The following is a 26,876-nucleotide window of genomic DNA, read 5'->3' on the forward strand; positions in this document are numbered from 1 at the left end:
GCCTCCTCATTCTCGGGTACGCCCCGATCCTAGGCGGCGGACGCGTACCGGCGTCCTGGTGCAACGCTTCCTACGAAGCGTCCGGGTCAGGCTCCTCGAGGGATTGGGCCGACTCCACAAAGGCGTCGGTGATCGCGCGAGCGGTCGCGTCGATCTGCCAGGGCCGTGCATCGTGCTCGGAGAGGGCTGCCGCGACCGCCTCGACGGTGAGCGGCTCGGGCGGCGACCACGCCAGGCGGCGCAGCGTCTCCGGGGTGAGCAGGTTCTCGACGGGCATCGTCAGGAACTCCGCCGTCGCGAGGATGCGCGTCCGTGCCGCGGTGTACCTGGCGTGCGCCTCGGGGTTCTTGTCGGTCCAGCTGCGCGGGGGAGGGAGCGTGTCGGAGCTCGGGCGCGCTCCCGGCAGGTCCTCGGTGGTCTGGCCCGTGTGGATCGCAGTCCACCAGAGGTCGAGCTCCGTGCGGCTCGCACGGCCGCGGAAGTCGGAGAGTGCCGCGAGGTCGCGTTTCGACGCCGGGTTCGCCTTGGCTGCCGCGGTGATCGACGCATCGGGGATGAGGCGACCCGGCGCGGTGTCGCGGCGCTGCGCGAGGGCGTCGCGGGCGAGCCACAGCTCTCGGGCGACCGCGAGGTTCCGCTGCCCGCGGACGGCATGGAGTCCGGAGAGCCGACGCCACGGTTCGGCTCGGGGCGCTTTGGCCTCGCGCGCGAGCGTCGCCTCGAACTCCTGCCGGGCGATGTCGCTCTTGCCGGCCTCCTCGATCCGGGCGGCCAGTTCGTCCGCCGCGTCCACGAGGAGTTCGACGTCGAGCGCCGCGTATTCGAGCCAGGCGGCCGGCAGTGGACGGGTCGACCAGTCGGCCGCGGAGTGCTCCTTGGCCAGGTGGATACCCAGCAGCTCCTCGACCACGGCTCCGAGCCCGACCCGCGGCAGGCCGAGCAGCCGCGCACCGAGTTCGGTGTCGAAGAGTTCACTCGGATCGACGCCCACCTCGCGGAGGCAGGCGAGGTCTTGGCTCGCGGCGTGGAGGATCGACCGCTCGCCCTGGATCAGCTCGCCGAGTTCGGCCATGGAGCCGATCGCCGGCGGGTCGTAGAGGAACACACCGGCGCCGCGGCGGTAGACCTGGATGAGATAGGCACGCTGGGAGTAGCGGTACCCGGAAGCACGCTCGGCGTCGAGTGCGAACGGGCCGTTCCCGGCTGCCAGGACCTCGAGCGAGGCGAGGTAGGCCTCGCGGGTGTCGGTGACGATCCGTGGTCCGGTGGATGCGGGTGGGTCGAGCAGCGGTGCTGGTTCGGGGGCCGCGTCACTCACGGTGAGCTCGTTTGACGGACAACAGGGACACCCCTTCGGTGGTCGGAGGCAAGCCGGCGAGCATGCACAGCAGCTCTCCCCATCCTTCCACGTGCGCCGCGACGTCGCTCTCGAGCGGCGTCCACGAGGCCCGGAGCTCGATCTGTGCGCCGTCGCCCTGGCGAGCCAGTTCACCGAAGCCGCTCGAGATGATCTTCGTCGCCGTTCCGGAGGCGGCCTGATAGGCGGCACCTCGGGTGTCCAGCGCGTCGACGAGCCAGGACCACGCGACGTCGGCGAGGAACGGGTCGAGGCCGATCTCGGTCTCCAACGGCGCCTGTGCGAAGCAGACCACGCGGAACCGGCCACCCCAGGCCTCCGATCCCTCCGGGTCGTAGAGGAGCACGAAGCGTCCCGTGCCGAGGTCCGAGTCCGCGTCGTGTCGACTCGGCGACACATCCGCAGCGAGGGCGATCGCGAAGGGCGCGAGGTTGCTCGGCGCGGGGATCTCCGTGACCCGCAGATCGGGTCGGACGGCAGCCGCGCGAACAGCGTCCACCGCTCGGGCGAACTCTTCGGGAACCTTTGCCGTCGTCGGACTCTCTACCACGACTGAAGACTAGAGTTACATCCCGATGAATGGGCAGAGGCACGCCGGGCGGAGACGCGGACCCGGGTCGTTGGCGGGCGGTCTTGGATCGACGATCAGCGAGGTCCGTCGACGACGTTCACCGGTCACCGACGCGGTCCTCATCGCGGGTGGGGCGACGGCCGCTGTCGGCGCCCTGGGACTCGCGATCGTGGCGACCATCGCACGGAAGGTCGTGGTGCCGGCCCGCGACCGACCGAGCGAGGCGCGCATCCTCGCGCTCGATCGAGCGGCGGGGACGCTCGAACTGGTCGCGACCCCGGACACCGTGGTCCCCGGCCGGTACGGCAGCTGGGTCACCCGGCGGGCCGCCTACGTGCAACTGGGGGACATCGTCGAGATGCGCCCGCACACCGTCGTCCGCACGCTGCTCGGCGGAGACGTCGACGCGCTCCGGGTCGGTCAGGAGGCCGAGTTCAGCGGCTGGTTCTTCCGGCGGCCCGATGAGCTCGGACTCGCCGCGGAGGACGTGCTCGTGCCGACACCGCTCGGTCCCGCCCCGGCGTGGGCGATCCATCCGGAGGAGGGCCCGTCGACGCGCTGGGCCGTCCTCGTACACGGTCGGGGAACGACCCGGTCCGAAGCCCTGCGGGCCGTGCCCAGCTTCCGGAACGCCGGGTACTCCTGCCTGCTCGTCTCCTACCGGAACGACGGGGACGCACCGCCGGCACTCGACTTCCGGTACGCCCTCGGCGACGAGGAGTGGCGGGACGTCGACGCGGCGATCGGCTGGGTGCGCGAGCAGGGTGCCGCGGACGTGGTGCTCATGGGATGGTCCATGGGCGGCGCCATCGTGCTGCAGGCCTCACGCCGGACGACGCACCCCGAGTTGATCCGTGCCGTCGCGCTCGACTCGCCGGTCATCGACTGGGTGGACGTCCTGCAGCACCAGGCGCGGGAGAACCGTATCCCGAGCGTGGTGGGGCGCGTCGCGCTGCTCGCCATCAGCCGTCGATGGGGGAGACTCCTCACCGGGCAGGCGACGAGCATCGACCTCGCCAGGCTCGACTACGTCGCCAACGCCGCCGACCTCGCGCTGCCCATCCTCCTGATGCACAGCGACGACGACGGATACGTCCCCGCCGGACCGTCGAGGGCCCTCGCGCTCGCCCGCCCGGACATCGTGACCTTCGTCCCCTTCACCGTCGCCAGACACACGAAGCTCTGGAACTACGACCCGGAGCGCTGGACCGCGGCGGTCTCGGACTGGCTCGACGAGATCGTGCCGCTCCCTCCCGGCCACTGAACGGGCGTTCGCGCGAGTTCCGGCGACCGCCCGCCGCCTCAACGGGCGAGCGACGGCGGCGGTGGCTCAGGCGAACTCGCGGAGGCGACGCTTGGCGCGACCGAGGAGGGCCGACATCCCTCGCAGTCGAAGCGGGGAGACCGCGCGCGACAGCCCGATCATCTGCGGGAAGTCGTCCGGGACGGCGAGCACCTCGTCGACCGTCAAGCCCTCGAGCCCCTGGACCAGGATGCTCGCGAACCCGCGAGTCGTCGGTGCCTCCTCCGGTGCCGTGGCGAACAGGTGCACGATCCCGTCCTCGTCGACCTCGATGAAGAAGAACACGGGCGCCTGACACTCGAGCACGCGTTCCATAAGGTCCGGGTGGTCGCGGTAGCGCTCGGGCAGCGGCGGCAACTCGTCGCTGAACTCGAGCAGCAGTTGGAGCCGGGATCGTTCCTCGACGGCGAGGAATTCGTCGCGGATCTCGGCGAGGTTCGGGGCGAGGAGGGCATCGGTCATGGTTCCTCCAGTATCGCAGCCACCGGACGCGGAACCGCCCTCCGAGCCGCGGACGGGTCTCGGAGGGCGGTCAGGGAACGCGCGGTCAGGGAACGCGCGGTCAGTGGACGAGCACTCAGCGCGTCGGCACCTCGCCGGGCTCGGAGCCCTGCGCGATCGGCACCCGGACGGCGCTGCCCCACTCCGTCCACGAGCCGTCGTAGTTGCGGACGTCGTCGAAGCCCAGGAGGTGCTGCAGCACGAACCAGGTGTGGCTCGACCGCTCGCCGATGCGGCAGTAGGCGATCACCTCGTCGCCCTCGGCCAGACCGGCTCCGTCCCGGTAGATCGCGTCGAGCTCCTCGGCCGGCCGGAACGTGCCGTCCTCGGCCACGGCCTTGCCCCACGGGACACTCTGGGCGCTCGGGATGTGCCCGGCGCGCAGCGCACCCTCCTCGGGGTAGGCGGGAGCGGTCGTCCGCTCGCCGCTGTACTCCTCGGGGGAGCGCACGTCGATGAGCGGCTTCCCGAGGTGCGCGAGCACGTCGTCCTTGTAGGCGCGGAGCTTCGAGTCGTCGCGCTCCACGACGGGGTATGTGGTCGCCTCGCGGTCGGCGACGTCGCGGGTGATCGCCCGGCCGTCCGCGATCCACTTGTCGCGCCCGCCGTCGAGCAGGCGGACGTCCTCGTGTCCGAAGAGGCTGAACACCCAGAGCGCGTACGCGGCCCACCAGTTGTTCTTGTCGCCGTAGACGACGATCGTGTCGTCGCGGGAGATCCCTCGGGAGCCGAGCAGGTCCGCGAAGGCGGCCCCCTCGATGTAGTCGCGCTCGACGGGGTCGTTGAGGTCCGTGTGCCAGTCGATCTTCACCGCACCCGGGATGTGACCGGCCTCGTACAGCAACACGTCCTCGTCGGACTCGACGACGACGAGCCCCGGTTCGCCCAGGTGCGCTTCCAGCCAATCCGCCGTGACGAGGCGCTCGGGGTGGGCGTAGGCGGCGAACTTGGTCGAGGTCGAATCGGCGTCGACGGTCATGGGTACCTCCGGTCGTGCAGCTGGCTGCGATGGGGCTCGGGTGTCGTGCATCTAGGCTGGAAGCCTATCCCTTCGACAGTACGCCGTCCGGGCCGTCGCCCCGCACCGATCCGTCAGACGCCGTAACCCTGCACCAGACTCAGAGCCAGAGGTTTGCCGTGACCATGTCCTCCGTCCCGACCGGGAACCGCAGCCTCACGGACCGCAATCCGGCGGTCAGCGGAGCCGAGATCGTCGCCAGCCTGACGCCGCCGCGACAGTTCCATGAGGCGAGCTTCGACTCGTACCGTCCGGATCCCGACTTCCCGGGCCAGGCGGCCGCCGTCGAGCAGTTGCGTGGCTTCTTCGCCCCGCAGGCCGGCGGCGGAGGCGGCTTCTTCGGCCGACGGAAGTCCAAGGAACCGAAGGCCAAACCCGGCGTCTACCTCGACGGCGGCTTCGGCGTCGGCAAGACCCACCTGCTCGCCGCGCTCTGGCACGACGCCCCCGGGCGGAAGAAGTACTTCGGCACTTTCATCGAGTACACCGCGCTCGTCGGCGCGCTCGGGTACGCGGCGACGGTCGCCGAGCTCAGCGGTGCCACGCTCATCTGCATCGACGAGTTCGAGCTCGACGACCCGGGCGACACCATGGTGATGACCCGGCTGCTCGGCGAACTCGTGTCGACCGGCACCCGGATCGCGGCGACCTCCAACACGCCGCCGAACGCCCTCGGCGAAGGCCGATTCGCCGCAGCCGACTTCCTCCGCGAGATCCAGGCCATCAGCGCCAACTTCGAGACCCTGCGCATCGACGGGACCGACTACCGTCGCCGCAGCATCGAGGGACACGCCGTCGTGAGTTCCGACGAGCGGTTCGACGAACGCGTCGCCGACGCCACAGCCGCCGGCCGCCACGTCACCGTCGACAGCTTCGACGAGCTCATCACCCATCTCGCGGCCGTGCACCCCTCCCGGTTCATCGGACTGCTCGAGGGGGTCGACGTCATCGCACTCCGCGAGGTGCACGTCCTCACCGACCAGGGCCAGGCGCTGCGCCTCGTCGCCTTCATCGACCGCGTGTACGACGCCCAGATCCCCCTGGTCACGACCGGGACCGCCCTGGACGAGGTCTTCGGCGGCGACATGCTGAACGGTGGCTACCGCAAGAAGTACCTGCGGGCGATGTCGCGCATGATCGCCCTCACCTCGATGGACTGACCGGTCCCACCGGGTCACGAAACACGCTGTTTACCTGGGCGGCACTCGCGTAACACATCGGAAACACGCTGACCGTCGCGCCGAAACCTCCATTCCCCAGACTGGTCGCTGTACCGAGTCGGACGGCGAGACCTGGCTCAGCCGGTCCTCACCATCTCGGTCACCCGTTGCAAGACCACGATGTGTGAGGAAGATCCAATGGATACAGGCAGTATCGCCTGGGGAGTCACGGCAACCGCTCTGGTGCTGTTCATGACCCCCGGCGTCGCATTCTTCTACGGCGGCCTCGTGAAGGCGAAGAGCGTCGTCAGCATGATGATGATGAGTTTCGGCGCACTGGGCCTCATCAGCGTGCTGTGGATCCTCTACGGCTTCAACATGTCGGCCGTCGGCAGCCCGCTCGAGTTCGCGGGCAACCCGTTCTCCGACTTCGGGATGACCGCACTCGCGAGCGGCGAGACGGCGAACACCGACCTGGTGGGAGCGACCTACGGCGCCACCTTCGCCATCATCACGATCGCGCTGATCTCCGGCGCCATCGCCGACCGTGCAAAGTTCGGCTCCTGGATGATCTTCGCCGGTCTCTTCGCGACCATCGCCTACTTCCCGATCGCCGCCTGGGTCTGGGGCGGCGGCTGGATCATGAACCTCGGCACGACGCTGTTCGGCGAGGACGCCGGCATCGGCGTCATCGACTACGCGGGCGGAACCGCGGTACACATCAACGCCGGAGCCGCCGCCCTCGCCCTCGCTCTGGTCCTCGGCAAGCGCATCGGCTTCCAGAAGGGCATCACGAAGCCGCACAACGTGCCGCTGACCCTCCTCGGTGCGGCCATCCTGTGGTTCGGCTGGTTCGGCTTCAACGCCGGTGCGGAATGGCTGAACGAGCTCGCGAACGTCGGACTCATCGTCGTCAACACCGTCGGGGCGACCGCGGCCGCCATCATCGGTTGGATCGTCGTCGAGAAGGTCAAGGACGGCAAGGCGACCTCGGTGGGCGCCGCGTCCGGTGCCGTCGCGGGCCTCGTCGCCATCACCCCGGCGTGCGCGAACCTGACTCCGGGTTGGGCGCTGCTGCTCGGCATCGTGGCCGGCGCCGTCTGCGCCATCGCCGTCGAGCTGAAGTTCAAGCTCGGCTTCGACGACTCGCTCGACGTCGTCGGCATCCACCTCGTCGGCGGCCTCATCGGGACGCTCTACCTCGGTCTCTTCGCCACCGGGACCGGCCTCTTCGTCGGCGGCGGTGTCGAGCAGCTCGCGGTCCAGGCCATCGCCGCCTTCGCCGTCCTCGTCTACTCCTTCGTCGTGGCCTTCATCATCGGCTTCGCGATCGAGAAGACGATCGGCTTCCGCGTCAAGAACGAGGACGAGATCGCCGGCGTCGACACCTCCGTGCACGGCGAGGAGGGGTACGCCCTCGTCGATTGACGCGCACTGCAGTGCACCACGGAGTGGGCGTCGTCCAGTTGGACGGCGCCCACTCCGCGTTGCAGGCCGTCGGCCAGGACCGGCGGTCAGGCGGCGGACGGTAGGGTGACGGCGTGCCAACCTTCGTCTCGATCCTCCGCCGGGTGGCGGGTGCCCTCCTCGGCCCGTCGACGAGCGCCGCCTCGAGCGCCGCTCGCACGGCTCGCCGCTCGTCCGCCCCGACCACGACGCACGCCTCCACCCCGACGACGACCGCCACACCGGGACGGACCGGTCCGACCGCGACGGTCGAAGTGGATCCGCGGGCTGTCCGCGGCGTGTCGCTCGAGTACGCACCGGTCGTCGACGGAGATCCCGACCCGGGGGAGATCGTCTGGACCTGGGTCCCCTACGAGGAGCGTGACGGGCGCGGCAAGGACCGCCCGGTCCTCATCGTGGCCCGGTCCACCGGCGGCCGGGTGCTCGCGGTGCAGTTGACGAGCAAGGACCACTCGCAGGAGGGCGACTTCGTCCCGCTCGGCTCAGGTGCTTGGGACAGTGCCGGCCGCCCGAGCTGGGCGAACCTCGACCGGGTGTTCCACGTCCACCCCGACGGGATGCGGCGAGAGGCGGCGCAGGTCCCTCGCGACCGCTTCACCCGGGTCGCCGCGGCCTTGCGTGTGCGATACGGATGGCGCTGACGACCACGAGCCGGACGCCTCAGGCGTAGCGGTCGCTCCGACGAGGTGCGGCGTCCCACGGCACCTGGCCGTGTTCCCACGGATCCTCAGCCGTGGCCGCCTTCGGCGACGGAGCCGTCCGTCGGCCGACCGGCACGGATCGCTCCGCCTCCGCGAGCGTCGCGAAGCGGCCGATCAGTCGGCGATCCGCTGAACGCGGTGCCCATGAGACGCACCGGAAGTACGCGGGCGCTCCGCTGGGGGCGAAGTACTTCACCAGCGCGGCAGGCCGGTCCGGTTCTTCGCGCATGATGATCCATTCGGCCTCGCCGATGCGGATCGGCGGGGCCGCGACACGCGATGCACCACTCGGATCCGGCATGATTCGAACATATGTTCGATTCCACCCGGAGTCAAGTCGAGTGCAGACGGTCGCCGCCCCACCCGCGGGTCACCCGATCCGTTCGAGCGGTTCGACGGGCTCGGCACGCTCGATCTCCGCCACCCAGGCGTGTCGTGTCTCCGGGTCCTTCCGGATGGACAGGAGTCGGTCCATGTACGGCTCGAGCGCCGTCACCTTGTCGAGCGGGGCACCGATCACGAGCTGGAACCCGAGGCGGAGCCAGGCCACCACGGCCCGGCCGGCGAACTCCGAGTCCGCCTTGATGAAGCCTTCGTCGAGCAGGACGGGCGCGAACCTCGGCCGAGGCCGGTCCTCGTCGCCGAGCTGGTAGCGGAGGGCGGCTCCGACGATGAACGCGACGAGCTCCTGGGTCTCGCCACCACTCTTGTCGCCGAGCGAGGAGTAGACGCTCACATCGCGACCGGAGGTGTCGTACCGCACGGCGGTGATCTCGACGTGTCGACGGACGTCGAGCACCTGGTCGCGGGTGGACGCCGAAGTCGACGTGGCAGCGGTGTCCCGCATCGACTCCATGAAGCGGCGCAGGCGCTGGAACCGGCCCTCCAGGGCGTCGTCGTCGAGTTCGGCGGTCACCTCGCCCGAGAGCGCCCGGAGCTCCCGTCGGAAGGCGGCGGCCTCCTCGCGGTGCACCCGGCGGAGGACGATCTTCAGCCGGTCGTGGGCGGGCCCGAACGGGAGGTCGCGCAGGATGTCGTTGACCGGGACGAGCCGGTCCTCGATCTCCTCGACCGCGCTGTCGAACGCGCTGCTGAGGGGGACCAGGTCCTCGCCGCTCCACTGGGACAACCGGCGGCGCCACTCCTGGCGGCGCTCGGGCAGGCCGGTGCCGAGGATGCCGTCGAGGATCGCGCGGTAGTCCCCGTAGGACTCGAGCGTCGTGCCGAGGTTGGGGTCGTGCCAGATCGACTGGTAGTGCTCGAACACGTGGACCTGGGCGATGGCGGCCTGTTCCGCCAGGCGGACGGCGGCGCTCAGCTCGTCACCGAGACGGGTGCGGAGCCGTTTCATCGCGTCCGCGAAGCCGCCCAGGGACGGGACGCCTCCCACGGCGGCGAGGGCGGCCTCGATGCGTTCGACGTCGTCGGTGGAGACCTCGTCGACGCCGGAACGCTCGAAGCGGTCGATCACCGTCGTCGCCGCGTCCTGCTGGTCGACGAGCGAACCGTGTTCCTCGTCCAGGCGTCGGACGCGGTCCTCGGCGGGGAACCGCTCGGCGTTCGCGGCGTCGAGTTCGCGCTGGGCGGCCGTCACCGAACCCTGCAGCTCCTGCAGGACGTCGCTGGCGTCCAGCAGGCGTTCGAGGTCCGCCGCGGCGGCATCCCGACGCGCTGCGGCTCCGTCGACATCGATCCGCGACCACTCGCTGTCGAGGCGGTAGCGGTGGGCCGCACGCTCGGCCTCCCTGCCCGCCAGGCGCCGCTGGACCGCGGCCTGGCGACCGGCGATGAGTTCGAGTCGCCCGCGGAGCTCGGCCATCTCGGACTCGATGGACGCGATCCGTGCCTCGTTCGTGAAGCCGAGGATGGGGGCCCCACCGGGATCCCCGTGTGAGCCACGACGTCCGTCGCGCAGCTGGCCGTTGGCCGTGACGCGTCGGCCACCTCCCGAGAGCTGGGACGGCGAGTCGACGCATCGGGCATCGATGCGGTCCGACGTCACCCGCTGCTCGACCCAGGCACTGAACGGGGAGGCCTTGTACGTGATGCGGCCCGAGACGAAGGCGGGATCACCCGGCGCCGGGGCCGTGGTCGCGCCGAGCGGCACCCCCTCGAACTGCAGGCGGACCGGGATCCGCACCGCGTCGATCGCCCGCGCGAACGCGTCGAGGTGCTCCTCGTCGACCAGTACCGTCCTGGCGAGTCCGTGCAGGGTGACCTCGATCGCCGGACGCCAGGCGGCGTGCGTCGGCGCCACGTCGATGAGCTCCGCGACGAACGGCAGCTGCTCCGGATCGAGCCCGGCGGCTTCGGCAAGCGCGAGTCTCGCCCGGTGGAGCCGATCGGGGACCGCGCCGTCGCGACCACGGAGGGACTGCAGCTCGAGCCGGAGTTCGGTGTTCCGCTCCTCGAGCGGGAACGCCTCGCGGTGGAGCTCGGCGCGTTCGGCCTCGATGGCCTCGAGTGCCGCGTCGTCGTCGTCGAGGAACTCCTCGCTGCGGCTGAGCGCCGCCACGAACGAGGCCTCATCGTGGAGTGGTTCGTCGAGGGGTTCGGTCCGCTCGTCGAACAGGGCTCGTGTCCGGACGGCCTCGGCGTGGGCCGCTTCCGCCGCCTCGCGACGTTCCTCCGCCCGGCGCAGCGCACTGCCGCCCTGCTCGGACACCTGGCGTTCGAGCTCCCGCACCCGGACCCCGGCGGCGGTCGCCCGGGCTCGAGCCGCCTCGAGGGTCGCACCGGCGGCGAGTTTCTCACGGCGGTTCCGAGAGACGGCCTCGTCGAGCAATGCCTCGTGCGCACGACTGCGCCACACGGCGAAGGGCGTTTCGCCGTCTTCAGCGAAGCCGAGCCGCTCGAGTTCGGCTGCGGCCCGGTGTCCGTCCTCGTAGTCCCGTCGGAGTTCGCCGAGCCGTTCCAGGACCCGCGCCTTGCGGCTCTCGGTCTCCATGGCGAGGTACGCCTCGTCGAGCGCCTCGAAGTGGGAGAGCGCGCGATCGGCCGCCTCATAGGTGCTCGGTCGCTCCAGCACCATCGACTTGTACAGTCCGTCGACCGTCGGCAGGTGCTGCCCGGCCTGGATGCGCGCCAACAACCGCATCGCGCGGCCGCCGTCACCGCCGGCTCCGATGCCGAGACGGGTGTGCAGCGTGTAGGACAGCTCCGCGTACGTGTCGCGGACGACGAACCCGGGGATCCGACCCTGGAGCTCACCGGCGTCGAACCGCTTGGGGACGAAGGCCTCGAGCTCGGTGAGGTCGAAGGGTCCGTCGACGGTCGCCATCGTCATCGACAGGTCGCCGGTGCGGAGCGCACGTCGAGGGACGAGGTACGCGCGGACGACGGTGAACCGGCGGTCGTCGTCGTTGACGAAGGTGACCGCCACGGCGCCCCAGGTGAGTTGCTCCGATCCGCGGAGGTTGATGTCGCGCATGGCGCCGGTCTGGGGGTCTCTGGCCGAGTCGACCTTGCCGCGCAGGTAGGTCAGCAGGTTCCGCTGATCCGGGTTGCGCGCTCGTCCCACGGCCGCATCGTTCGACGCCCCGTTGAACGGGACGTCCGACGGCATCATGACCGCGAGGTAGGCGTCCATGAGTGAGCTCTTGCCGGTGCCGGACGCGCCGGAGATGAGCGTCGCCCGCGAGGCGAAGTCGACCGAGCGGTACCCGTCGAACCCACCCCAGTTGATGAGCTGCATGCGCTCGATGCGCCACTGCTCGACGAGGTCGAGCAGGGTGTCGGTGTCGGTGGGGCGGCTCATCGTCCGTCCTCTCCTGGTCGTGATGCGGTGTCCGATGCCACGTCGTCCGGCTCGGTGTCGTCGGGTTCGGCGTCGTCGTCTCCATCGGTGGCTGCTGCCCCCGGACCGGACGGCGTGTCCGGCTCCTGCTCGGGTTGCAGCGCATCCGCCGCGGGCGTCTGCGTCTCCAACCACTCGAGCAGCTCCTGAAGGCGTTCGAGCGGAAGGAGCGTCTCGACGACGGAGGCGATGCGATGACGACGGGCGTCCTTGGTGCGGAGCAACACGCGGGCGGTCAGCAGCTTCTCGATCGCGCGCTCCACCCGGCCGTCGTCGCGGGCCCGGTCGGTGGCGTGCTCGGGTCGGAAGCTCGCGACGAAGCCCAGGAGTTCGTCGTGCTCGACGATGGCGGCGCGGGCGCCGTTCGCCAATTCGGTGCGCAGCCGGGTGCGCAGGTAGACGAGCAGGATCGTCTCCTCACGGCTGTAGCTCGTGTCGTGGAGCAGCGTCGGGAACGGCCGCCGCCCGCTCTCGGAGCCGGCCTGGCGTTTGAAGGCGACCTCGGCGGATCGATCGACCTGGAGTTCCAAGAACAGCTCGTTCAGCCGCGAGCCGAGCAGGGCCTCCGACTCGAGGATGGTCCGCCATTCGGCCGGTTGCAGTGCCGGGCTGACGTACCGGTGCTTCAGTAGGGCGACCAGCGCGCGGCGCTGAGCGGCGTCGAGTCGACCCTCGTCGCCCTCGAAGAGCGCGAACGACTCGGCGTCCGAGGCGCGGTCCGGCGTCGCGACCGGGGCAGCGCTGAGGGCGCCGTCGGTCGCTGCCTCGGTCGATTCGCGGTGGGTGGGTTCCGGTTCGATGGTCATGTCATTCCGTTCCGCGCGACGCGCGATCGCGGGTCGCCGTGGTCGAGGTCGTCGTGGCCCGGGTCAAGCCGGTGATGCCGGTCTCGCCGAGGGGGAAGGCCGGAAGGTCGAAGGCCGCCGTCGTCCCGTCGGGGCGGACCGTCTCATAGCGGCGTCGGGGACCCGCCTCGTCGTACGCGCCGAGCTGCGTCATCAGGTGGACCAGACCGAACAGTTCGACGGGGCGCCGCAGCTCGGGGTCGAGCCCGGTGAACGCCGTGTGGGCGTCCGAGGCTCCGGACGTCGCCGACGCGAGCAACCCGGCTCGGAGCTCGTCGAGCAGGGGGCCGCCCTGCGAACGCAAGGTGTCGAGTGACATGGACGCGACGTCCGTCCGTTCCGGCGCCGTGGTGATCGGCGGGGGAGCGGCCTCGACGTCGGGGTCGTAGAAGCGCTCACGCAGGTGTTCGACGTCGATCGCCTCGGGGAGCAACGGCACGTCCACCGTCGCGCGGGGACCAGCGGTCCGCATCCAGATGCCGAGTCGCTGGTTGAGCGCGCGCAGCGTCGTGTCGAGCTCGCGGTCCTGGACGACGTCGTGATGGACGATGTGGTCGCGGAGCGTCGCGGTGAGCCGACGCCGCTGCGCGAGGACGTCGTCGATGCCCTGACGGATGATGCCGACGGCGCCGCGGAAGCCCCGGAGCTCCGCCGGGCCGAGGCGGGAGGAGAAGGGGTGGTCGAGGATCGTCGAGAGGTCGCGTTTGAGGTCCTGCAGCAGCTCGTCGTTCCGCAGCAGCTCGAACGCGCCCTCGAACGCACGGCCCTCGGCGGTGGCCGTCATCAGTTCGTCGGTGCGTCGGAGGTAGTCGTCGAGGATCTCACCGATCGGCCGCGTGTCGTTCCGGAAGTCCTCGACGATGCGCCGGTGCATCGCGATCACGGACTCCTCGACCCGGCGGAAGTCGCTCGGCAGCTGGCGGATGAGGTCGGCGATGTTCGCGTAGCCGTCGTGCATGCGGTCGTCACTCGCTGCGACGACCGTCCCGCCGGCCGCGACACGCTCCCGCTCCGCCTGGAGTTCGGCGAGTTGCGCGTCGATGCGCCGCAGGTGCTCCTCCCGATCGGGGTCGGCCTGCAGCGCCCAGCGACGGACGGAGTCGAGGATCATCGTCAGCCGCGATTCGCTGATCAACGCCCGGTCGTGCGCCAGTCCGTCGACGAGCGACACCGCCTCCAGCGCGTGGGACGTGAGCGAATACTGCTCCTCGCCGTCGTCGGTGCTGGTCCGGACGAGCCACTGATCGTGCACCCACTCCCGGCAGAGGGTCCGCCCGCCACCGCGCTCGTCGCCGCCCGCCGGGATCCGGGCGCCACGGGCTCCGAGCTCCGCGAGATACTCCTCCACCTGCAGGTGGAAGCGATCGGCCGCGACGAACTGGACGTCCCGCCCGAAGGTGGTGCGGAAGATCGCGACGACAGCCGGCGCCGTGGGACGACTCAGCAAGCGGATGGCGGGCCGTTCCAGAGCGTTCCGGACACGGTCGAACTCGCCGTCGATCTCTCCCACTGCACTCCTCGATCGTCCGGGCACACGAACACCCCGAGGCCACTGCAGAAGCAAGATTATCAGCGCCGCGCGCCTCTCGACGGCCGACGGGGTGGAGCAGGCCCTCCTGTCAAGGTCCGAGGCCGTGCCGGGCGCCCCCGATACGGTGATGGCATGGGAACAGGTGCACGCCCCGGCCTTCGGCGGGGAGACGATTGAGGCGGACGGCGGTGCGACGGTGATCCGATCCGCACTGCGGACGCTCGGCTGGTGGATCCGCGACTACGGCTACGCCGCCGTCTGGCAGGTGCGGGCGTTCGCCAGTCGGACGGACCCGCACGGGTTCCTCTCCGGCGACCGATCACCCGTCGTCGTCCTCCCGGGCGTCTACGAGACCTGGCGCTTCCTCGAACCGCTCATCCGCCGCCTCCACGACGACGGTCACCCGGTGCACGTGATCGACCCGCTCGGGCGCAACGACCGGTCGGTCCCGGTCGCGGCCCGGCTGGTCGCCGACTACCTGGTGGCGACCGACCTCCAGGACGCGGTGCTCCTCGCACACAGCAAGGGCGGCCTCGTGGGCAAGTACGTCATGTCGCTCGGCGGAAGCGGAGACCGGATCACCGGGATGGTGGCCGTCGCCGCACCGTTCGCCGGATCGCGGTACGCGAGGCTCATGCTCCTCCCGAGTCTTCGGATCTTCGTCCCGAACGACCCGACGATCCTCGCCTTGGCCCGCGAGGCAGCCGTGAACCCGAGGATCGTGTCCGTGTACGGCCGCTTCGACCCGCACATCCCCGGCGGAAGCCGACTCGACGGCGCCAAGAACGTGCAGCTGGACACCGGCGGCCACTTCCGGATCCTCGCGCATCCTCGGGTGTTCGCCGAGGCCCGGCTCCTCGCCGACGGAGGAGACGCATGACGATCGAGAGCACCGACGTCGAGACCGTGACCGTCGACGTGGTCGTACCGGTCAAGGACGACGCCGCGCTTCTGCGCCGCTGCCTGCGCTCGCTGCGAGTGCAGGACACCCGGCCGGCGTCGATCATCGTCGTCGACAACGGCAGCCGCGACCGGGCGGAGGTCGCCGCAATCGCGGAGCGGTACGGCGCCGTCCTCATCGACGAGCCGGTGCCCGGCATCCCGGCCGCCAACGCCGCCGGGTTCGACCGGGCGACGGCGACCGTCGTGGCGAGGCTCGACGCGGACTGCGTGCCACCGTCCGACTGGCTGACCCGCATCGCCGAGGCCTTCCAGGCGGAGCCCGAGCTCGACGCGCTGACGGGACCGGCGACCTTCATCGATGGTCCTCGCCCGCTCCGGGCGCCGCTCGCGGCCGTCTACCTCGGCGCATACCGGCTCTTCGTCGGCGCGGCCCTCGCGCAGACGCCCATCTTCGGATCCAACTGCGCGATCCGTCGAACGACCTGGGACGAGATCGCGCACGCGGTGCACCGACACGACGCCGAGCTGCACGACGACCTGGACGTGTCTGCCCATCTGGGCCTCGACCGACGCGTCCGCTACGACCGCGAGCTCGGGATGGGGATGTCGATGCGCCCGTTCAGCGATGCCGGATCGTTGGCGATCCGCCTCCGCCGTGGGTGGGCGACGTTGCGGGTGCACTGGCCGCAGGAGCTGCCGATCGTCCGATGGGCGCATCACACCACACGGTTGCATGCCGCGGTGACGGCGGCCCCGACCGGGTGGTCGGGCCGCGTCGGCACCGCTCGCTCGTCGCGACGACGGAGCACCCGGGGCTGACCAGCCACACGGGTGGGCGTCGACCCTTACGCGCCCGACCCCGTCGCCAGGGATCTGGTGGCCGCCGTCGACGAGCTGCTGCGCCCGGTCGGCTGAACACGGACCCAATCGCCGTCGACGTTCCGCACGGCTCCGGCCTCGGCGAACGCCTCCAGCCACCCCGTCATGGGCCACGAGCCCCATCGCGCGGCGAAGCGGGCTCCGTTCCGGAGGATGTCGTCGAGGTGCTGCCACGGCGGGCGTTGGGTCTCGTGGTATTGGTGATAGGCGTGCGCGCCGCCGACCCACACCAGCGGCGTACCGGCCTCACGGAGGGCGAACGCGAAGTCGGTGTCCTCGCCGCCGTACCCTTCGTACCCCTCCTCGAACCCGGTGGTCGCGGACCAGGTCGTGGCGCTGGTCGCGAAGGACAGCGACCAGAACAGCGGGTACTCGTCCGCCGTCGCGACACGCTCGTCGTCCGCCGGGGGATTCGGCCGGGCCGGATGTGGCGCGGTCGCGGCGGCCAGTACCCGCACGTCGGAGACGTCGGTGCCCGGCTGGAGGTAGGTCACCGGCCCGCAGAGCACGGCGTCGACGTGCCGGTCGGAGGCCTCGCGGTAGCGGGGGAGCAGTGCCGGTCCGGGGACGCAGTCCGCGTCGAGGAACACCAGGAGCTCGGCCCCATGCTCGATCGCGAGCGCCGCACCGGCGTTCCGACCGGCCGCCAGTCGCAACCCGTCTGGTCCGGGCGGGACATGGATCACCCGCTCGGCGTCGAGGGCCGGTGGTTCATCGTGGCCGATCCAGACCACGATGCGTTCCACGACGTCCGGCGTCGTGCCGATCGATGCTCCGACGGCCTCGAGCTGACGTTCGAGGTGCTGCAGCCTCGGGCTCGAGCACATCGTGACCACGGCGATCCTCATCGGTCTCCTCCGGGCGGTGCGTCGGCGGCGACGGCCTCGATGACCCCTGCCGCCCGGCGAGCCGCTCCGACCACCTGCCATCGGTCCCAATCGGGTTCGAGCGTCGCTGCGCGGTCGAGGAGGTCCGGCCACTCGGCGGGATCCGGCCAGCCGTCCGGGACGATCGCCAGGCCGGCCCGCTGGAGGGCCAGAGCCGTCGTCACCTGTTCTTCGAACGGCCGTTCCTGCGGGAGGACCACGGCCTTGGCTCCGACGGCGGCGAGGTCGGCGACGGCGTTCTGACCGGCCCAGGACACGACCACCTCGGCGCGGCAGAGCGCATCCCACGGGTCGTCGGCCCAGACGGATCCGGCACCGGCACCGAGGGACGCCCAACGACGCCCGCTTGCTTGAGCCGCGGCTTCGATCGCCTCGACGGACACCGCGGTGCCGCCGGCCCCACCGAGGAGCAGCACTCCGCTCCGCTCGCCGTCGGGTCGCGGACGGTCGCGCCCCTCGAACCGGCTGATCCCGCCGGCGTGGACCACCTTGTCCTGGACGGCTCGGAGGTGGTCCAGGTCCAGCATCCCGGCCGGCCACGGCGCGATGATCCGCGACGCAGCGCGGAACGCCAGGGCGTGTGGTGTGTCGTCGCGTCGGCCCGGCTGCGCCATCACCACGGTCGCGACGCCGAGGACCCGGGCGAGCAACACGACCTCGGCCGACACGTCGACCACCATCGTGTCGATGCGTTGCCGCGCGAGCGTCTCGGCGATCGTCACGAGGCGGGCTCGGTGCCCGACGTGGCCGAGTGGCGCCCAGTGGAGCAGCCCGTCGGCGGTCGGGTCGGACTCGTCCGGCCGTGGTCCACCCTCCGGGACCTCGTCGTCGCGGTCGAGACGCACCCACGTGCAGTGCGGCGGAAGACCGTCCGGGCGCGGGAGCGAGCTGAAACAGACGACGTCGGCGTCGAGGTGGGGGACGATGGCGAGCAGCCGCGTGACATGACCCCGACCGTGGTGGTGCACGTACCACCCGATCCGCGGCCTCACGACGTCAACTCGTCGACGCGGCCGGTGTCGAGCATCGGCGAGCCGGACAGGAGTGCCTCGAAGTGGCCTTCGAGTCGGGCCACCCGGGCCTCGAGGGAGAACCGAGCGAGGGCCGAGGCGCGAATCGTGCCCCGGAACCCGCGATCCAGTTCCGACTGGCGGATCAGTCCGTCGACCCGGTCCGCCATCGCGGCCAGATCACCGGCGGCGACGACCTGCATGCCGACGCTCGCCTGGGCGATCTCCGGGACGCCACCGACGGCGAAGCTGACGACCGGCGTCCCCGTCATGAGTGCTTCCGGCGCCACGAGCCCGAACGGCTCCGCCCAAGCGGGCGTCGACACGGCTGCGGCGCTGCGGCCGACGAGTGCGGCGAGCCGGGTCGGTTCGAGGGGCCCGACGTGGCGGACGTCGCGACCGAGCAGCGGTGCCAGGACGCGCTCGGCGTAGGCCGGGTCGCCGACCCGACCGGCGATGACGAGCCGTCGTCCCAGCCGCCGCGCGACGTCGACCGCGAGGTGCGGCGCCTTCTCCGCGACGATCCGCCCGAACCAGACGAGGTCCTCCCCACCACGTCCTGCCGGCCATGCCGTCGGATCGATGCCGTTGAGCAACACCTCGGACTCGACACCCGCGTCCGCCCAGGTCCGACGGGTGTACTCGCTCACCGACAGGAATCGGCTTCCCGCAGCACCGGAACGGTTGGCCGCAGTGGCCACCGAGGCGTCGACCGGGGTGTGCAGCGTGGTGATCATCGGGACGCCCAGCCGGGGTGCCAACTCCACCGGCAGCGCGTCCAGGCAATGGTTCGAGACGACGTCGTATCGTCCCGGTCGGGCGGAGACCGCCTCGAGCGCGCGCCGGAGCGCCGGGATCGAGCGTGTCGCGTGGCTCGGCGGGTAGCGCTCGTCGTCCGGCGAGGCCCACCGCGGCCACCGCAGTTCGGGCAGCTCGAAGACGCTGCCACGTTCGACGAAGTCGGATCCGCGGACACCGATGAACGTGACCTCGTGGCCCCTGGCCCGCAGCGCGGCCACCTCCGACCAGACGGCGGATTCGAGTCCACCGGCGTGCGGGCGCCGGATGGGGAACCGCAGCGGGGCGACGACGACGACGCGCAGTCGGCGACCGGCCGTCATGAGGCCCGCTCGGCGAGGACTCGGCGGTACACCGCGACGTGGGCGGCTACCCCGTCGGCGTCCGTGGTGGCGCGGCGGGAGCGACGCTCGGCCACGGCGGCGAGGCGGTCGGGGGAACCCGGACGGGTCGCGCCTGCCGCCTGGACGAGGTCGTCGAGGGCGCGCTCGAGGGCGACCGCGTCTCCCGGGCGGTAGGCGACGACGGTGTCGTCAGCGTGCTGCTCGGCGTACTGCCCGACGCCGTCGGGGACCGCGACGGGGACGGCGAGGTCCCAGCAGAGCTCGAGCCAGCCGGAGTGTGTGCCGTGGCGGTAGGGGAGGACGCAGACGTCGAGCCGACTGAGGGCGATGGCGAGTCCGTCGTCGTCCAGACGCTCGTGCTCGATGAGGAGGGCGGCGTCCGACGCCGCTGCGAGCCGCCGGACCGTGTCCCGGGCGTCCGGATCGCGGACGGAGTGGTGCAGGCGCACCTCGGCGACCACGGCGGCGCCCTTTGCGCGGAGTCGGCCGACGGCCTCGAGCAGCGTCGTGACGGTGCCGACCGCGTCGACGTTGGGACGGAGGTCCTTCAGGTGGACGCCGACGCGGATCTCAGCGGAGGCCAGGACGGCTGGGACACGGACCTCGTCCGAGAGCAGCGACGGGTGCCGGATGACGGTCGCGTCGCGACCCCAGCGCTCACGGATCCGGTCAGCGGCTCCCTGCGTGAGGGTCACCAGGGCGTCGGCGCCGCGGACGAGCTCGTCGAGCTGGTCGTCGTAGGCTGCCTGCTCCTCGAGCTGCGGGTGCTCGAGGTCGTGCACGGTGTATACGACCGGCCATCCCGCCTCGTGTGCAGCCGCGAGGCACGCGGTGAGGTACCCGGGTGGGAAGGATTCCGTCCCGAAGTGGATGTGGAGGAGGTCTGCCTCGGCGGCGTTCGCTCGGATCCAGGCGGGGTCGAGGGCGACCGGTGGCCACCAGACGCCGGCCGGCGCGCCGGTGACCGGGGGATCGCTCAGCACCTCGATCTCGGTCGACGCGGAGATCCGGCGGACGTAGGGGTGCGCCGCCGGTACCGACACGACCCGGATCGGGCGGGTCGAGGGTTCGGCGACTCGGGCGCCGGGATGTGGCGTCACGATCGACTGCATGGCGGAATCCCCTGTTCGACTGCGGGCGCGATGCGCACGGACATGCCGGCGTATGAACACGCCGTCATCCGACGATAGGGCCGATGATCAGACTGCCCTGGACCCTTGACGCGGCACCCCCGCTGCACCAACATGCCGACGACGAAGCGCCGGATCGCACCGGTGCCTTCGAGACGGCTCCCTGCACGCCCTTCGGCGCGAGCGCCACCCCTGTCGTCCGATCCGGGATTCTGGAACGGTTGGACGATGACGCCTGATGAACCGCACGCATCGCCGACCGACTCCTGGCCGTCGCGGGAGGGGGCAGCACCGGTGTCGGACGCGACCCTCGAGCAGGTCGACGCCTGGTGGCGAGCCGCGAACTACCTGTCCGTCGGGCAGATCTACCTGCTCGACAACCCGCTGCTCCGGCGCCCGCTCGAGGCGGGCGACATCAAGCGCCGGCTGCTCGGTCACTGGGGGACCGCCCCCGGTCTGAACCTCGCCTACGCGCACCTCAACCGGGTCATCGTGGAACGCAGGCAGTCGGCGATGTTCATCGCCGGACCCGGACACGGTGGTCCGGCGATCCTCGCGAGCGCCTATCTGGACGGCACCTACAGCGAGATCTACCCCGACGTCGCCGAGACCGAGGCGGGCCTCACCCGATTCTTCCGGCAGTTCAGCTTCCCGGGCGGGGTGCCGAGTCATGCGGCGCCCGAGACCCCGGGGAGCATCCATGAAGGTGGCGAGCTGGGGTACGTCCTCAGCCACGCTTACGGCGCCGCCTTCGACAACCCCGACCTCCTCATCGCCGCGGTCGTCGGTGATGGGGAGGCGGAGACCGGTCCGCTCGCCACGAGCTGGCATTCCAACAAGTTCATCGATCCGCTCCAGGACGGCGTGGTCCTCCCGATCCTCCACCTGAACGGGTACAAGATCGCGAACCCGACACTCCTGGCCCGCATCCCGCATGCCGAGCTCGACAGCCTGCTCCGCGGGTACGGCCACGAGCCGTTCTTCGTCGAGGGCGGGTTCGACGGCGAGGATCCCGTGCACGTCCATCGGCGACTGGCCGAGGTCCTCGACCTCGTACTCGACCGAATCGCGGCGATCAAGGCGCGAGCCGCGGCGGGGGAGACCGAGCGGCCCGTCTGGCCGATGATCGTCCTGCGCACACCGAAGGGGTGGACCTGCCCCGAGGAGATCGACGGGACACGCGTCGAAGGGACCTTCCACGCGCACCAGGTCCCGCTCGCGAACGCCCGCGACACCGCGGAGCACACGGCGATCCTCGAGGCCTGGATGCGGAGCTACCGACCCGAGGAGCTGTTCGACGAGCACGGGGCGGTGATCCCCGAGGTGCGCGCCCTGGCCCCGCGTGGGGACGCCAGGATGAGCGCGACGCCGCATGCCAACGGCGGCCTGCTGCGCACGGACCTCGACCTGCCGCCGATCGACGACGCCGCGGTCGTCTCCACAGCGCCCGGAGGTGTCGATGCCGGCGCGACGGGTGTCCTCGGCCACTGGCTCGCCGAGGTCATCCGACGGAACCCTTCCACCTTCCGGATCTTCGCTCCCGACGAGCTCGCCAGTAACCGGCTCCAGGCCGTGTTCGACGTCACCGAGCGCCAATGGAACGCAGAGACCGTCCCGGGTGACGAACATCTGGCCCGCGTTGGACGGGTGATGGAGATGCTGAGCGAACACCAGTGCGAGGGCTGGCTGGAGGGCTACCTGCTGACGGGCAGGCACGGTCTCTTCACCTGTTATGAGGCCTTCATCCACATCGTCGACTCCATGTTCAACCAGCACGCGAAGTGGTTGAACGGCGCTCGCGCGCTCGAATGGCGTCGCCCGGTGGCGAGCTTGAACTACCTGCTCACGAGCCACGTCTGGCGTCAGGACCACAACGGGTTCTCCCACCAGGATCCTGGGTTCATCGACCACGTCGTCAACAAGAAGCCCGGTGTCATCCGGGTCTACCTCCCGTTCGACGCGAACACCCTGCTCGTCGTCGCGGAGCACTGCCTGCGGAGCACTGACGAGATCAACGTGATCGTCGCCGGGAAGGACGTCGAGCCGGTCTGGCTGGGTGTCGACGACGCGCGTGATCACTGCGCCCGCGGGCTCGGCGTCCTCCCCTTCGCCGGCTCGGAGCGTCCGGGGGAGCAGCCGGACCTCGTGATGGCCTGCGCGGGGGACGTCCCCACCCTCGAGACCCTGGCCGCCGTCAGCATCCTTCGGGAGCGCATCCCCGGTCTCGCCGTCCGCGTCGTGAACGTCGTCGACCTCATGCGGCTCATGAGTGAGGACCAGCATCCCCACGGCATCTCGGACGCCGAGTACGACAGCGTGTTCACCGCGGACCGGCCCGTCGTCTTCGCGTACCACGGGTACCCGTGGCTCATCCATCGACTGACCTACAAACGCCACGGACACGAGCAGTTGCACGTCCGCGGCTACCTGGAGAACGGGACCACGACCACGCCCTTCGACATGGTCATGCTCAACCGGATCGACCGTTATTCGCTCGTCTGCGACGCCATCGACCGGACTCCCGGGCTCGGCGAACGGTACGCGGAACTCCGCCAGGAGATGCAGGACGCCCGGCATCGTGCACAGGAGCACACGCGCGAGTTCGGTGAGGATGCGCCCGAGATCACCTCCTGGCGCTGGCCGGTGGTCTCCTAGGGCGTCTCGTCGCCCGAGCGCTCGAGCGACTGGAGCACCATCGGGAACTCGTCGGCGAACTCGCGGGCGAGCGCACCCGACGTCCCCATGCGTTCGGCGAGCCGATCACCGGACGAGGCGTGGAGCACGGTGCCCCAACAGCTCGCCGCCAGCGGGGAGAGTCCTCTCGCCGTGAGTCCGGCGATCGCTCCGGCGAGGACGTCTCCGCTCCCCGCCGTGCCGAGGATCGGTCCACCGCCCGGCGCGATGAAGTCCTGGCGCCCGTCCGAGATCCGTCCCTGGCAGGTGACGGCGGCACCGTGGCGTCGTGCCAGCTCGCCTGGCGCGGTCTCGGGGTCCGCCTCGTCGACGTCGAGCAGGATCGCCGCCTCCGCGACGTTCGGGGTGAAGACGAGCCGGCCCTCGAGCCCCGTCGAGAACTCGGGGAGATGCGAGAGCGCCCCGAGCCCGAAGGCGTCGAGGATCACGACCGTCTCCGCGCCCAGCGACGGCCGCATCCGCCGGAGCAGGGTGACGGCCTCATCCGCGTCGTCGAGGCCGGGGCCGAGCAGGACGCAGTCGACGTCCAGTTCGTCGTCGAGGCGAGCGACGGCGTCACCACGGACGGCTCCGTCCGTGGTCTCGGGCAGCCCGATCACGGCGGCCTCCGGGAACGCGACGGCGAGCGCCGACGCCGCCGATTCGCCGACCGCGAGGGTGATCCTCCCCGCACCGACCCGCAGCGCGGCGAGCCCGGCCAAGGCGACGGCTCCGGGCGTGGTGCGAGCTCCGCCCACGACGAGCACCGAACCACGGTCGTCCTTGGACGATCCCGGATCGGGCAGTGGCCAGGTGGCGAGCGTGTCCGGCGTGAGGGTGACGGGTTCAGAGGTGGACATCGGTCGCCCCCGAGTGCTCGGTGACCGCGACCTGCGCGTGCTGCAGATGGGCCGTCGCGTTCGCCGCTCGAGCCCGCCAACCCCGACCGTCGTGGACCAGGTGGGTGAAGGAGGCATTCGGGGTGGGGCGCAGCGAAGCCTCTTCGAGGACCCGGTGTTCATCCCACCCCTCGCAGACGTAGCGGAAGAGCGAGATCACGGCGTCGTGGCAGACCACCAGTGCGCGTGTGCGGTCCGGATACCGGTCGAGGTCGCGGACGAAGGATCGCACCCGGAGGGCCACGTCCGTCCAGGACTCGCCTCCCGGTGGGCGGTAGTAGAACTTCCCGAGGAACCGCCGCCGGGCGGCCTCATCGGGGAGTTCCGCGTCGACACCGAGCGTGGTGAAGGTGTCGAGGATCCCGAGGTCACGGTCGCGGAGTCGTTCGTCGATGAGCGGTCGCAGGCCGTCTGCGTCCATGGCGGCCGTGCGGAGGGCGACGACCGCGGTCTCGTGGGCGCGTCGGAACGGCGAGCTGAACACGATGTCCGGGTGGTCCTTCGGCGCCAGACCCGCGAGGCGGGTGCCGACCGCGGCGGCCTGTTCCACCCCGAGGGGCGACAGTGGGACGTCGGCATCGCGATCCGGGACGGCGATCCGGTGGGCCCCGGTGCGTTCGGCGTCCTGCGCTGCGACGTTGCCGGCGCTTTCGCCGTGGCGGACGAGGATGAGTTCCGTGATGGCCATCCATCCACGCTAATCAGCCGTTCTCCCTGGTCACACACCTTGACGATTCGCCGATGATCCGGCATGGGCCGAGGTCGCGGACCGCCGGTGGAGAAGGATCGCGGTTCGGCCAGGTTTTGCGACAAAGCGACGAAGCGCGACCGATGAGCGCGTCATATCGTTCGACCATGCCTGCACCTTCCGCAACGCCACCGGCGCAACCGTCAGCATGGGCACCCATGGCGATCACCGCCTTCAGGGTGCTGTGGTTCGCCCAGTTGGGGAGCAACATCGGGACCTGGATGCAGACCGTGGGAGCCCAGTGGTACCTGGTCGAAGCCGCTGCGGGGGCGGCGGTGATCGCCCTCGTGCAGACCGCGAGCCTCGCACCGGCCATCCTGGTGGCGCTCCCGGCCGGGGTTCTCGCGGACTCGCTCGACCGACGACGACTGCTGATCTGGGGATCGTCGGCGAGCGCCGTCCTCGCCGCCACCCTCACGGTGGTGGCGGCGATCGGCGCGCTGACCCCCTGGACGATCCTCGGCTTCACCTTCCTGCTCGGCATCACCTCCACCCTGACGTCGCCCGCTTGGCAGGCGATCCAGCCGGAGCTCGTGCCCCGCAACCTCATCGCGGCGTCGTCCGCGCTCGGCGGGGTGACGGTGAACGGTGCCCGCGCGGTCGGTCCCGCCCTGGCCGGCGTCGTGCTGTCCGCCTTCGGTGCGCCCGTCGTGTTCGGGATCAACGCGCTGAGCTTCGTCGGGGCCGTGATCGCCCTCGTGTGGTGGAAGCGGCCGGTGCAGACCGGTCTCGACGACCGCGAGCGGTTCGGCGCCGCGCTGCAGGCGGGGGTCCGCTACGTCGCTTCCGCGCATCTCGTCCGCCGGATCCTGCTGCGGTCGGCGCTCTTCGCCCTCCCGGCCAGCGCACTCTGGGCACTGCTGCCCCTCACCGCGAAGCGACTCCATCTCGATTCGAGCGGGTACGGCTTCCTGCTCGGTGCGCTCGGCCTCGGTGCCGTCCTGGGCATCTTCGCTCTGCCACTCGCTCGACGCCGGTTCTCCGACAACCTCGTCATCGCGGCGAGTGCGCTGCTCTTCGCCGCGGGGTCGCTCGCGGCGGCGTTCCTGCCACTCGTACCGACCCTCGTCCTGCTGGTGCTCGCGGGGCTGGCCTGGATCGGCACCCTCACCGTGCTGAACGCCGCCCTGCAGCTCACCCTGCCGCAGTGGGTGCGGTCCCGCGGAGCCTCGATCTACATCCTCGTCTTCATGGGAGCGATGGCCATCGGCTCGATCGGTTGGGGACTCGCCGCGCAGGCACTCGGGACGTCGGTCGCCTATGCCGCTTCGGCCGTCCTGCTGCTCCTCGTCGCGGTCAGTGTGCGGGTGCTGCCCCTGCTGCCGGGAACGGGCACCGTCGACCGCAGCATCACGATGTCGTGGCCCACGCCCACGCTGGTGTTCGAGCCGCAGCCGACCGACGGGCCGGTGCTCGTGCAGATCTCCTACACGGTCCACCCCGACTCGCTCGCCGCGTTCCAGACCGCGATGGGTCGCGTCGAGAGCTCCCGTCGCCGAACCGGCGCATCGAGATGGGCCCTGTATCGGAGCGGCGAGGTGGCCGACGTGCAGCTGGAGACCTTCATGGTGCCGTCGTGGGGGGAGTTCCGGCGACAGGAGACGCAGCGTCTCACCGGCCGCGACCGCGACATCCGTGCGGCAGCCTTGGAGCACACCTCGGGAGCGCCCGTCGAGCGACACTTCCTCCCGAGCCGGACCCGCGCGTGACCGGAGGCGGAGGCCGGGCCGAGACGGCCCGGATTCGCAGCGATGGGTGCGGAGGGAACAAAAAACTCCTGGCGGACCAGGAGTGTGCTGTGGGCGATACCGGACTCGAACCGATGACCTCTTCCGTGTGAAGGAAGCGCGCTACCAACTGCGCCAATCGCCCGCAGGTCGTTCGCACCGGGGTGCCGAACAGCCGCGAGTCACGATACTAGCCGATGCCGAGTGTCGAACGCACATCGGCCACGCGCACAGCGCGGCGTGCGCGCCGGTTTGAACATCGGTCCCGGTTTCGGCTAGAGTCGTTCGAGCACGCAGTGATGCGGGCAATGCGGATGTGGCGCAGTGGTAGCGCATCACCTTGCCAAGGTGAGGGTCGCGAGTTCGAATCTCGTCATCCGCTCGAGTGTCAGTGGTGTCGTTCCGTGAGGAACCCCATTCGGCAGTGTGTTCGGTCACACATGGTGGCGTGGCCGAGAGGCTAGGCAGCGGCCTGCAAAGCCGTCCACACGGGTTCGAATCCCGTCGCCACCTCCACTCGGTAGCATCGGTTCCATCAGCAACATCCCGGCGTCGTGTCCACACACGCCACCCGGGCGATTGGCGCAGCGGTAGCGCGCTTCCCTGACACGGAAGAGGTCACTGGTTC

The 26,876-nt window shown here is 70.7% G+C and carries 22 protein-coding genes and 3 tRNA genes; 10 read left to right on the forward strand and 15 right to left on the reverse strand.

All coding sequences use genetic code 11. The features are described 5' to 3' along the window. Positions 1–70: 70 nt before the first annotated feature. The gene (locus QRN26_RS00960; RefSeq protein WP_082455768.1) at positions 71–1,318 is read right to left on the reverse strand and encodes an HRDC domain-containing protein; all 1,248 of its coding nucleotides are present in this window, start codon (positions 1,316–1,318) and stop codon (positions 71–73) included. Next, positions 1,311–1,907 (reverse strand): DUF3000 domain-containing protein, encoded by a 597-nt coding sequence (locus tag QRN26_RS00965; protein ID WP_056005904.1) that lies wholly within the window; start codon positions 1,905–1,907, stop codon positions 1,311–1,313. Before QRN26_RS00965 ends, QRN26_RS00960 begins: the two co-directional genes overlap by 8 nt. A gap of 70 nt (positions 1,908–1,977) precedes the next feature. Here QRN26_RS00965 and QRN26_RS00970 point away from each other — a divergent pair, with 70 nt between their 5' ends. Then, on the forward strand, positions 1,978–3,192 hold the full coding sequence (locus QRN26_RS00970) for an alpha/beta hydrolase family protein (RefSeq protein WP_056777548.1): 1,215 nt from the start codon (positions 1,978–1,980) through the stop codon (positions 3,190–3,192). Positions 3,193–3,258: 66 nt separating this feature from the next. Here QRN26_RS00970 and QRN26_RS00975 read toward each other — a convergent pair whose 3' ends face one another. Beyond that, positions 3,259–3,693 (reverse strand): SufE family protein, encoded by a 435-nt coding sequence (locus QRN26_RS00975; protein ID WP_056005898.1) that lies wholly within the window; start codon positions 3,691–3,693, stop codon positions 3,259–3,261. Positions 3,694–3,808: 115 nt separating this feature from the next. Further along, positions 3,809–4,711, reverse strand: coding sequence for a sulfurtransferase (locus QRN26_RS00980; protein WP_285034922.1), 903 nt, complete (start codon positions 4,709–4,711; stop codon positions 3,809–3,811). Positions 4,712–4,875: 164 nt separating this feature from the next. Between QRN26_RS00980 and zapE the strand changes: the two genes are divergently transcribed. From zapE to QRN26_RS00995, 3 genes are all read left to right on the forward strand, one after another. Beyond that, entirely contained in the window at positions 4,876–5,910 is a 1,035-nt protein-coding gene (gene zapE / locus QRN26_RS00985) for a cell division protein ZapE (RefSeq protein WP_285034938.1), read from the forward strand. 198 nt (positions 5,911–6,108) lie between these two features. After that, positions 6,109–7,338: an ammonium transporter gene (locus tag QRN26_RS00990; protein ID WP_056777542.1), complete on the forward strand. Its 1,230-nt coding sequence runs from the start codon at positions 6,109–6,111 to the stop codon at positions 7,336–7,338. A 113-nt stretch (positions 7,339–7,451) separates the two neighbouring features. Further along, positions 7,452–8,018 carry a type II toxin-antitoxin system PemK/MazF family toxin gene (locus QRN26_RS00995; RefSeq protein ID WP_056005885.1) on the forward strand — a complete coding sequence of 189 codons (567 nt, stop codon included), beginning with the start codon at positions 7,452–7,454 and terminating at the stop codon, positions 8,016–8,018. A gap of 19 nt (positions 8,019–8,037) precedes the next feature. Here QRN26_RS00995 and QRN26_RS01000 read toward each other — a convergent pair whose 3' ends face one another. The 4 genes from QRN26_RS01000 to QRN26_RS01015 all read right to left on the reverse strand — a co-directional run bounded on the left by QRN26_RS01000 (position 8,038) and on the right by QRN26_RS01015 (position 14,229). Next, positions 8,038–8,379: a hypothetical protein gene (locus QRN26_RS01000; protein ID WP_056005882.1), complete on the reverse strand. Its 342-nt coding sequence runs from the start codon at positions 8,377–8,379 to the stop codon at positions 8,038–8,040. Positions 8,380–8,448: 69 nt separating this feature from the next. Continuing rightward, the gene (locus tag QRN26_RS01005) at positions 8,449–11,835 is read right to left on the reverse strand and encodes an ATP-binding protein (protein ID WP_056777540.1); all 3,387 of its coding nucleotides are present in this window, start codon (positions 11,833–11,835) and stop codon (positions 8,449–8,451) included. Next, positions 11,832–12,680, reverse strand: a complete 849-nt coding sequence (locus QRN26_RS01010; RefSeq protein WP_285034923.1) for a DUF4194 domain-containing protein — start codon at positions 12,678–12,680, stop codon at positions 11,832–11,834. The genes QRN26_RS01005 and QRN26_RS01010 overlap by 4 nt, the downstream gene beginning before the upstream one ends. Before the next feature lies 1 nt (position 12,681). Beyond that, on the reverse strand, positions 12,682–14,229 hold the full coding sequence (locus QRN26_RS01015; protein ID WP_285034924.1) for a DUF3375 domain-containing protein: 1,548 nt from the start codon (positions 14,227–14,229) through the stop codon (positions 12,682–12,684). 148 nt (positions 14,230–14,377) lie between these two features. On the opposite strand from QRN26_RS01015, the gene QRN26_RS01020 reads away from it, so the two are divergent. Together QRN26_RS01020 and QRN26_RS01025 are read left to right on the forward strand one after the other, a co-directional pair. Beyond that, the gene (locus QRN26_RS01020) at positions 14,378–15,130 is read left to right on the forward strand and encodes an esterase/lipase family protein (protein WP_285034925.1); all 753 of its coding nucleotides are present in this window, start codon (positions 14,378–14,380) and stop codon (positions 15,128–15,130) included. Then, on the forward strand, positions 15,127–15,972 hold the full coding sequence (locus QRN26_RS01025; RefSeq protein WP_285034926.1) for a glycosyltransferase family A protein: 846 nt from the start codon (positions 15,127–15,129) through the stop codon (positions 15,970–15,972). Before QRN26_RS01020 ends, QRN26_RS01025 begins: the two co-directional genes overlap by 4 nt. A gap of 26 nt (positions 15,973–15,998) precedes the next feature. Here QRN26_RS01025 and QRN26_RS01030 read toward each other — a convergent pair whose 3' ends face one another. The 4 genes from QRN26_RS01030 to QRN26_RS01045 are packed head-to-tail and all read right to left on the reverse strand — an operon-like array spanning position 15,999 to position 20,183. Next, on the reverse strand, positions 15,999–16,880 hold the full coding sequence (locus tag QRN26_RS01030) for a glycosyltransferase family 2 protein (protein WP_285034927.1): 882 nt from the start codon (positions 16,878–16,880) through the stop codon (positions 15,999–16,001). Then, positions 16,877–17,911 (reverse strand): glycosyltransferase, encoded by a 1,035-nt coding sequence (locus tag QRN26_RS01035; RefSeq protein WP_285034928.1) that lies wholly within the window; start codon positions 17,909–17,911, stop codon positions 16,877–16,879. Before QRN26_RS01035 ends, QRN26_RS01030 begins: the two co-directional genes overlap by 4 nt. Next, on the reverse strand, positions 17,908–19,050 hold the full coding sequence (locus QRN26_RS01040; protein ID WP_056005864.1) for a glycosyltransferase: 1,143 nt from the start codon (positions 19,048–19,050) through the stop codon (positions 17,908–17,910). Before QRN26_RS01040 ends, QRN26_RS01035 begins: the two co-directional genes overlap by 4 nt. Continuing rightward, on the reverse strand, positions 19,047–20,183 hold the full coding sequence (locus QRN26_RS01045) for a glycosyltransferase (RefSeq protein ID WP_056005861.1): 1,137 nt from the start codon (positions 20,181–20,183) through the stop codon (positions 19,047–19,049). The genes QRN26_RS01040 and QRN26_RS01045 overlap by 4 nt, the downstream gene beginning before the upstream one ends. A 246-nt stretch (positions 20,184–20,429) precedes the next feature. Here QRN26_RS01045 and QRN26_RS01050 point away from each other — a divergent pair, with 246 nt between their 5' ends. Next, positions 20,430–22,856, forward strand: coding sequence for a phosphoketolase family protein (locus tag QRN26_RS01050; protein ID WP_285034929.1), 2,427 nt, complete (start codon positions 20,430–20,432; stop codon positions 22,854–22,856). Here the strand turns inward: QRN26_RS01050 and QRN26_RS01055 are convergent. Both QRN26_RS01055 and QRN26_RS01060 read right to left on the reverse strand, forming a co-directional pair. Then, positions 22,853–23,734 (reverse strand): ADP-dependent NAD(P)H-hydrate dehydratase, encoded by an 882-nt coding sequence (locus QRN26_RS01055; RefSeq protein WP_285034930.1) that lies wholly within the window; start codon positions 23,732–23,734, stop codon positions 22,853–22,855. The two genes, QRN26_RS01050 and QRN26_RS01055, sit on opposite strands and share 4 nt — an antisense overlap. Continuing rightward, complete coding sequence (locus QRN26_RS01060) at positions 23,721–24,461, reverse strand: histidine phosphatase family protein (RefSeq protein WP_285034931.1); 741 nt, start codon at positions 24,459–24,461, stop codon at positions 23,721–23,723. Before QRN26_RS01060 ends, QRN26_RS01055 begins: the two co-directional genes overlap by 14 nt. A gap of 167 nt (positions 24,462–24,628) precedes the next feature. Between QRN26_RS01060 and QRN26_RS01065 the strand changes: the two genes are divergently transcribed. Next, positions 24,629–26,230 (forward strand): MFS transporter, encoded by a 1,602-nt coding sequence (locus tag QRN26_RS01065; RefSeq protein WP_285034932.1) that lies wholly within the window; start codon positions 24,629–24,631, stop codon positions 26,228–26,230. Between the two features lie 90 nt (positions 26,231–26,320). Here the strand turns inward: QRN26_RS01065 and QRN26_RS01070 are convergent. Continuing rightward, positions 26,321–26,393 (reverse strand) — tRNA-Val (locus QRN26_RS01070). Between the two features lie 165 nt (positions 26,394–26,558). Between QRN26_RS01070 and QRN26_RS01075 the strand changes: the two genes are divergently transcribed. Further along, positions 26,559–26,630, forward strand: a tRNA-Gly gene (locus QRN26_RS01075). Between the two features lie 60 nt (positions 26,631–26,690). After that, positions 26,691–26,764: transfer RNA gene (locus tag QRN26_RS01080), tRNA-Cys, on the forward strand. Positions 26,765–26,876 lie beyond the last annotated feature (112 nt).

Origin of the sequence: Plantibacter sp. ME-Dv--P-095 (assembly GCF_030209365.1) — a bacterium.
Taxonomy (GTDB): domain Bacteria; phylum Actinomycetota; class Actinomycetes; order Actinomycetales; family Microbacteriaceae; genus Plantibacter.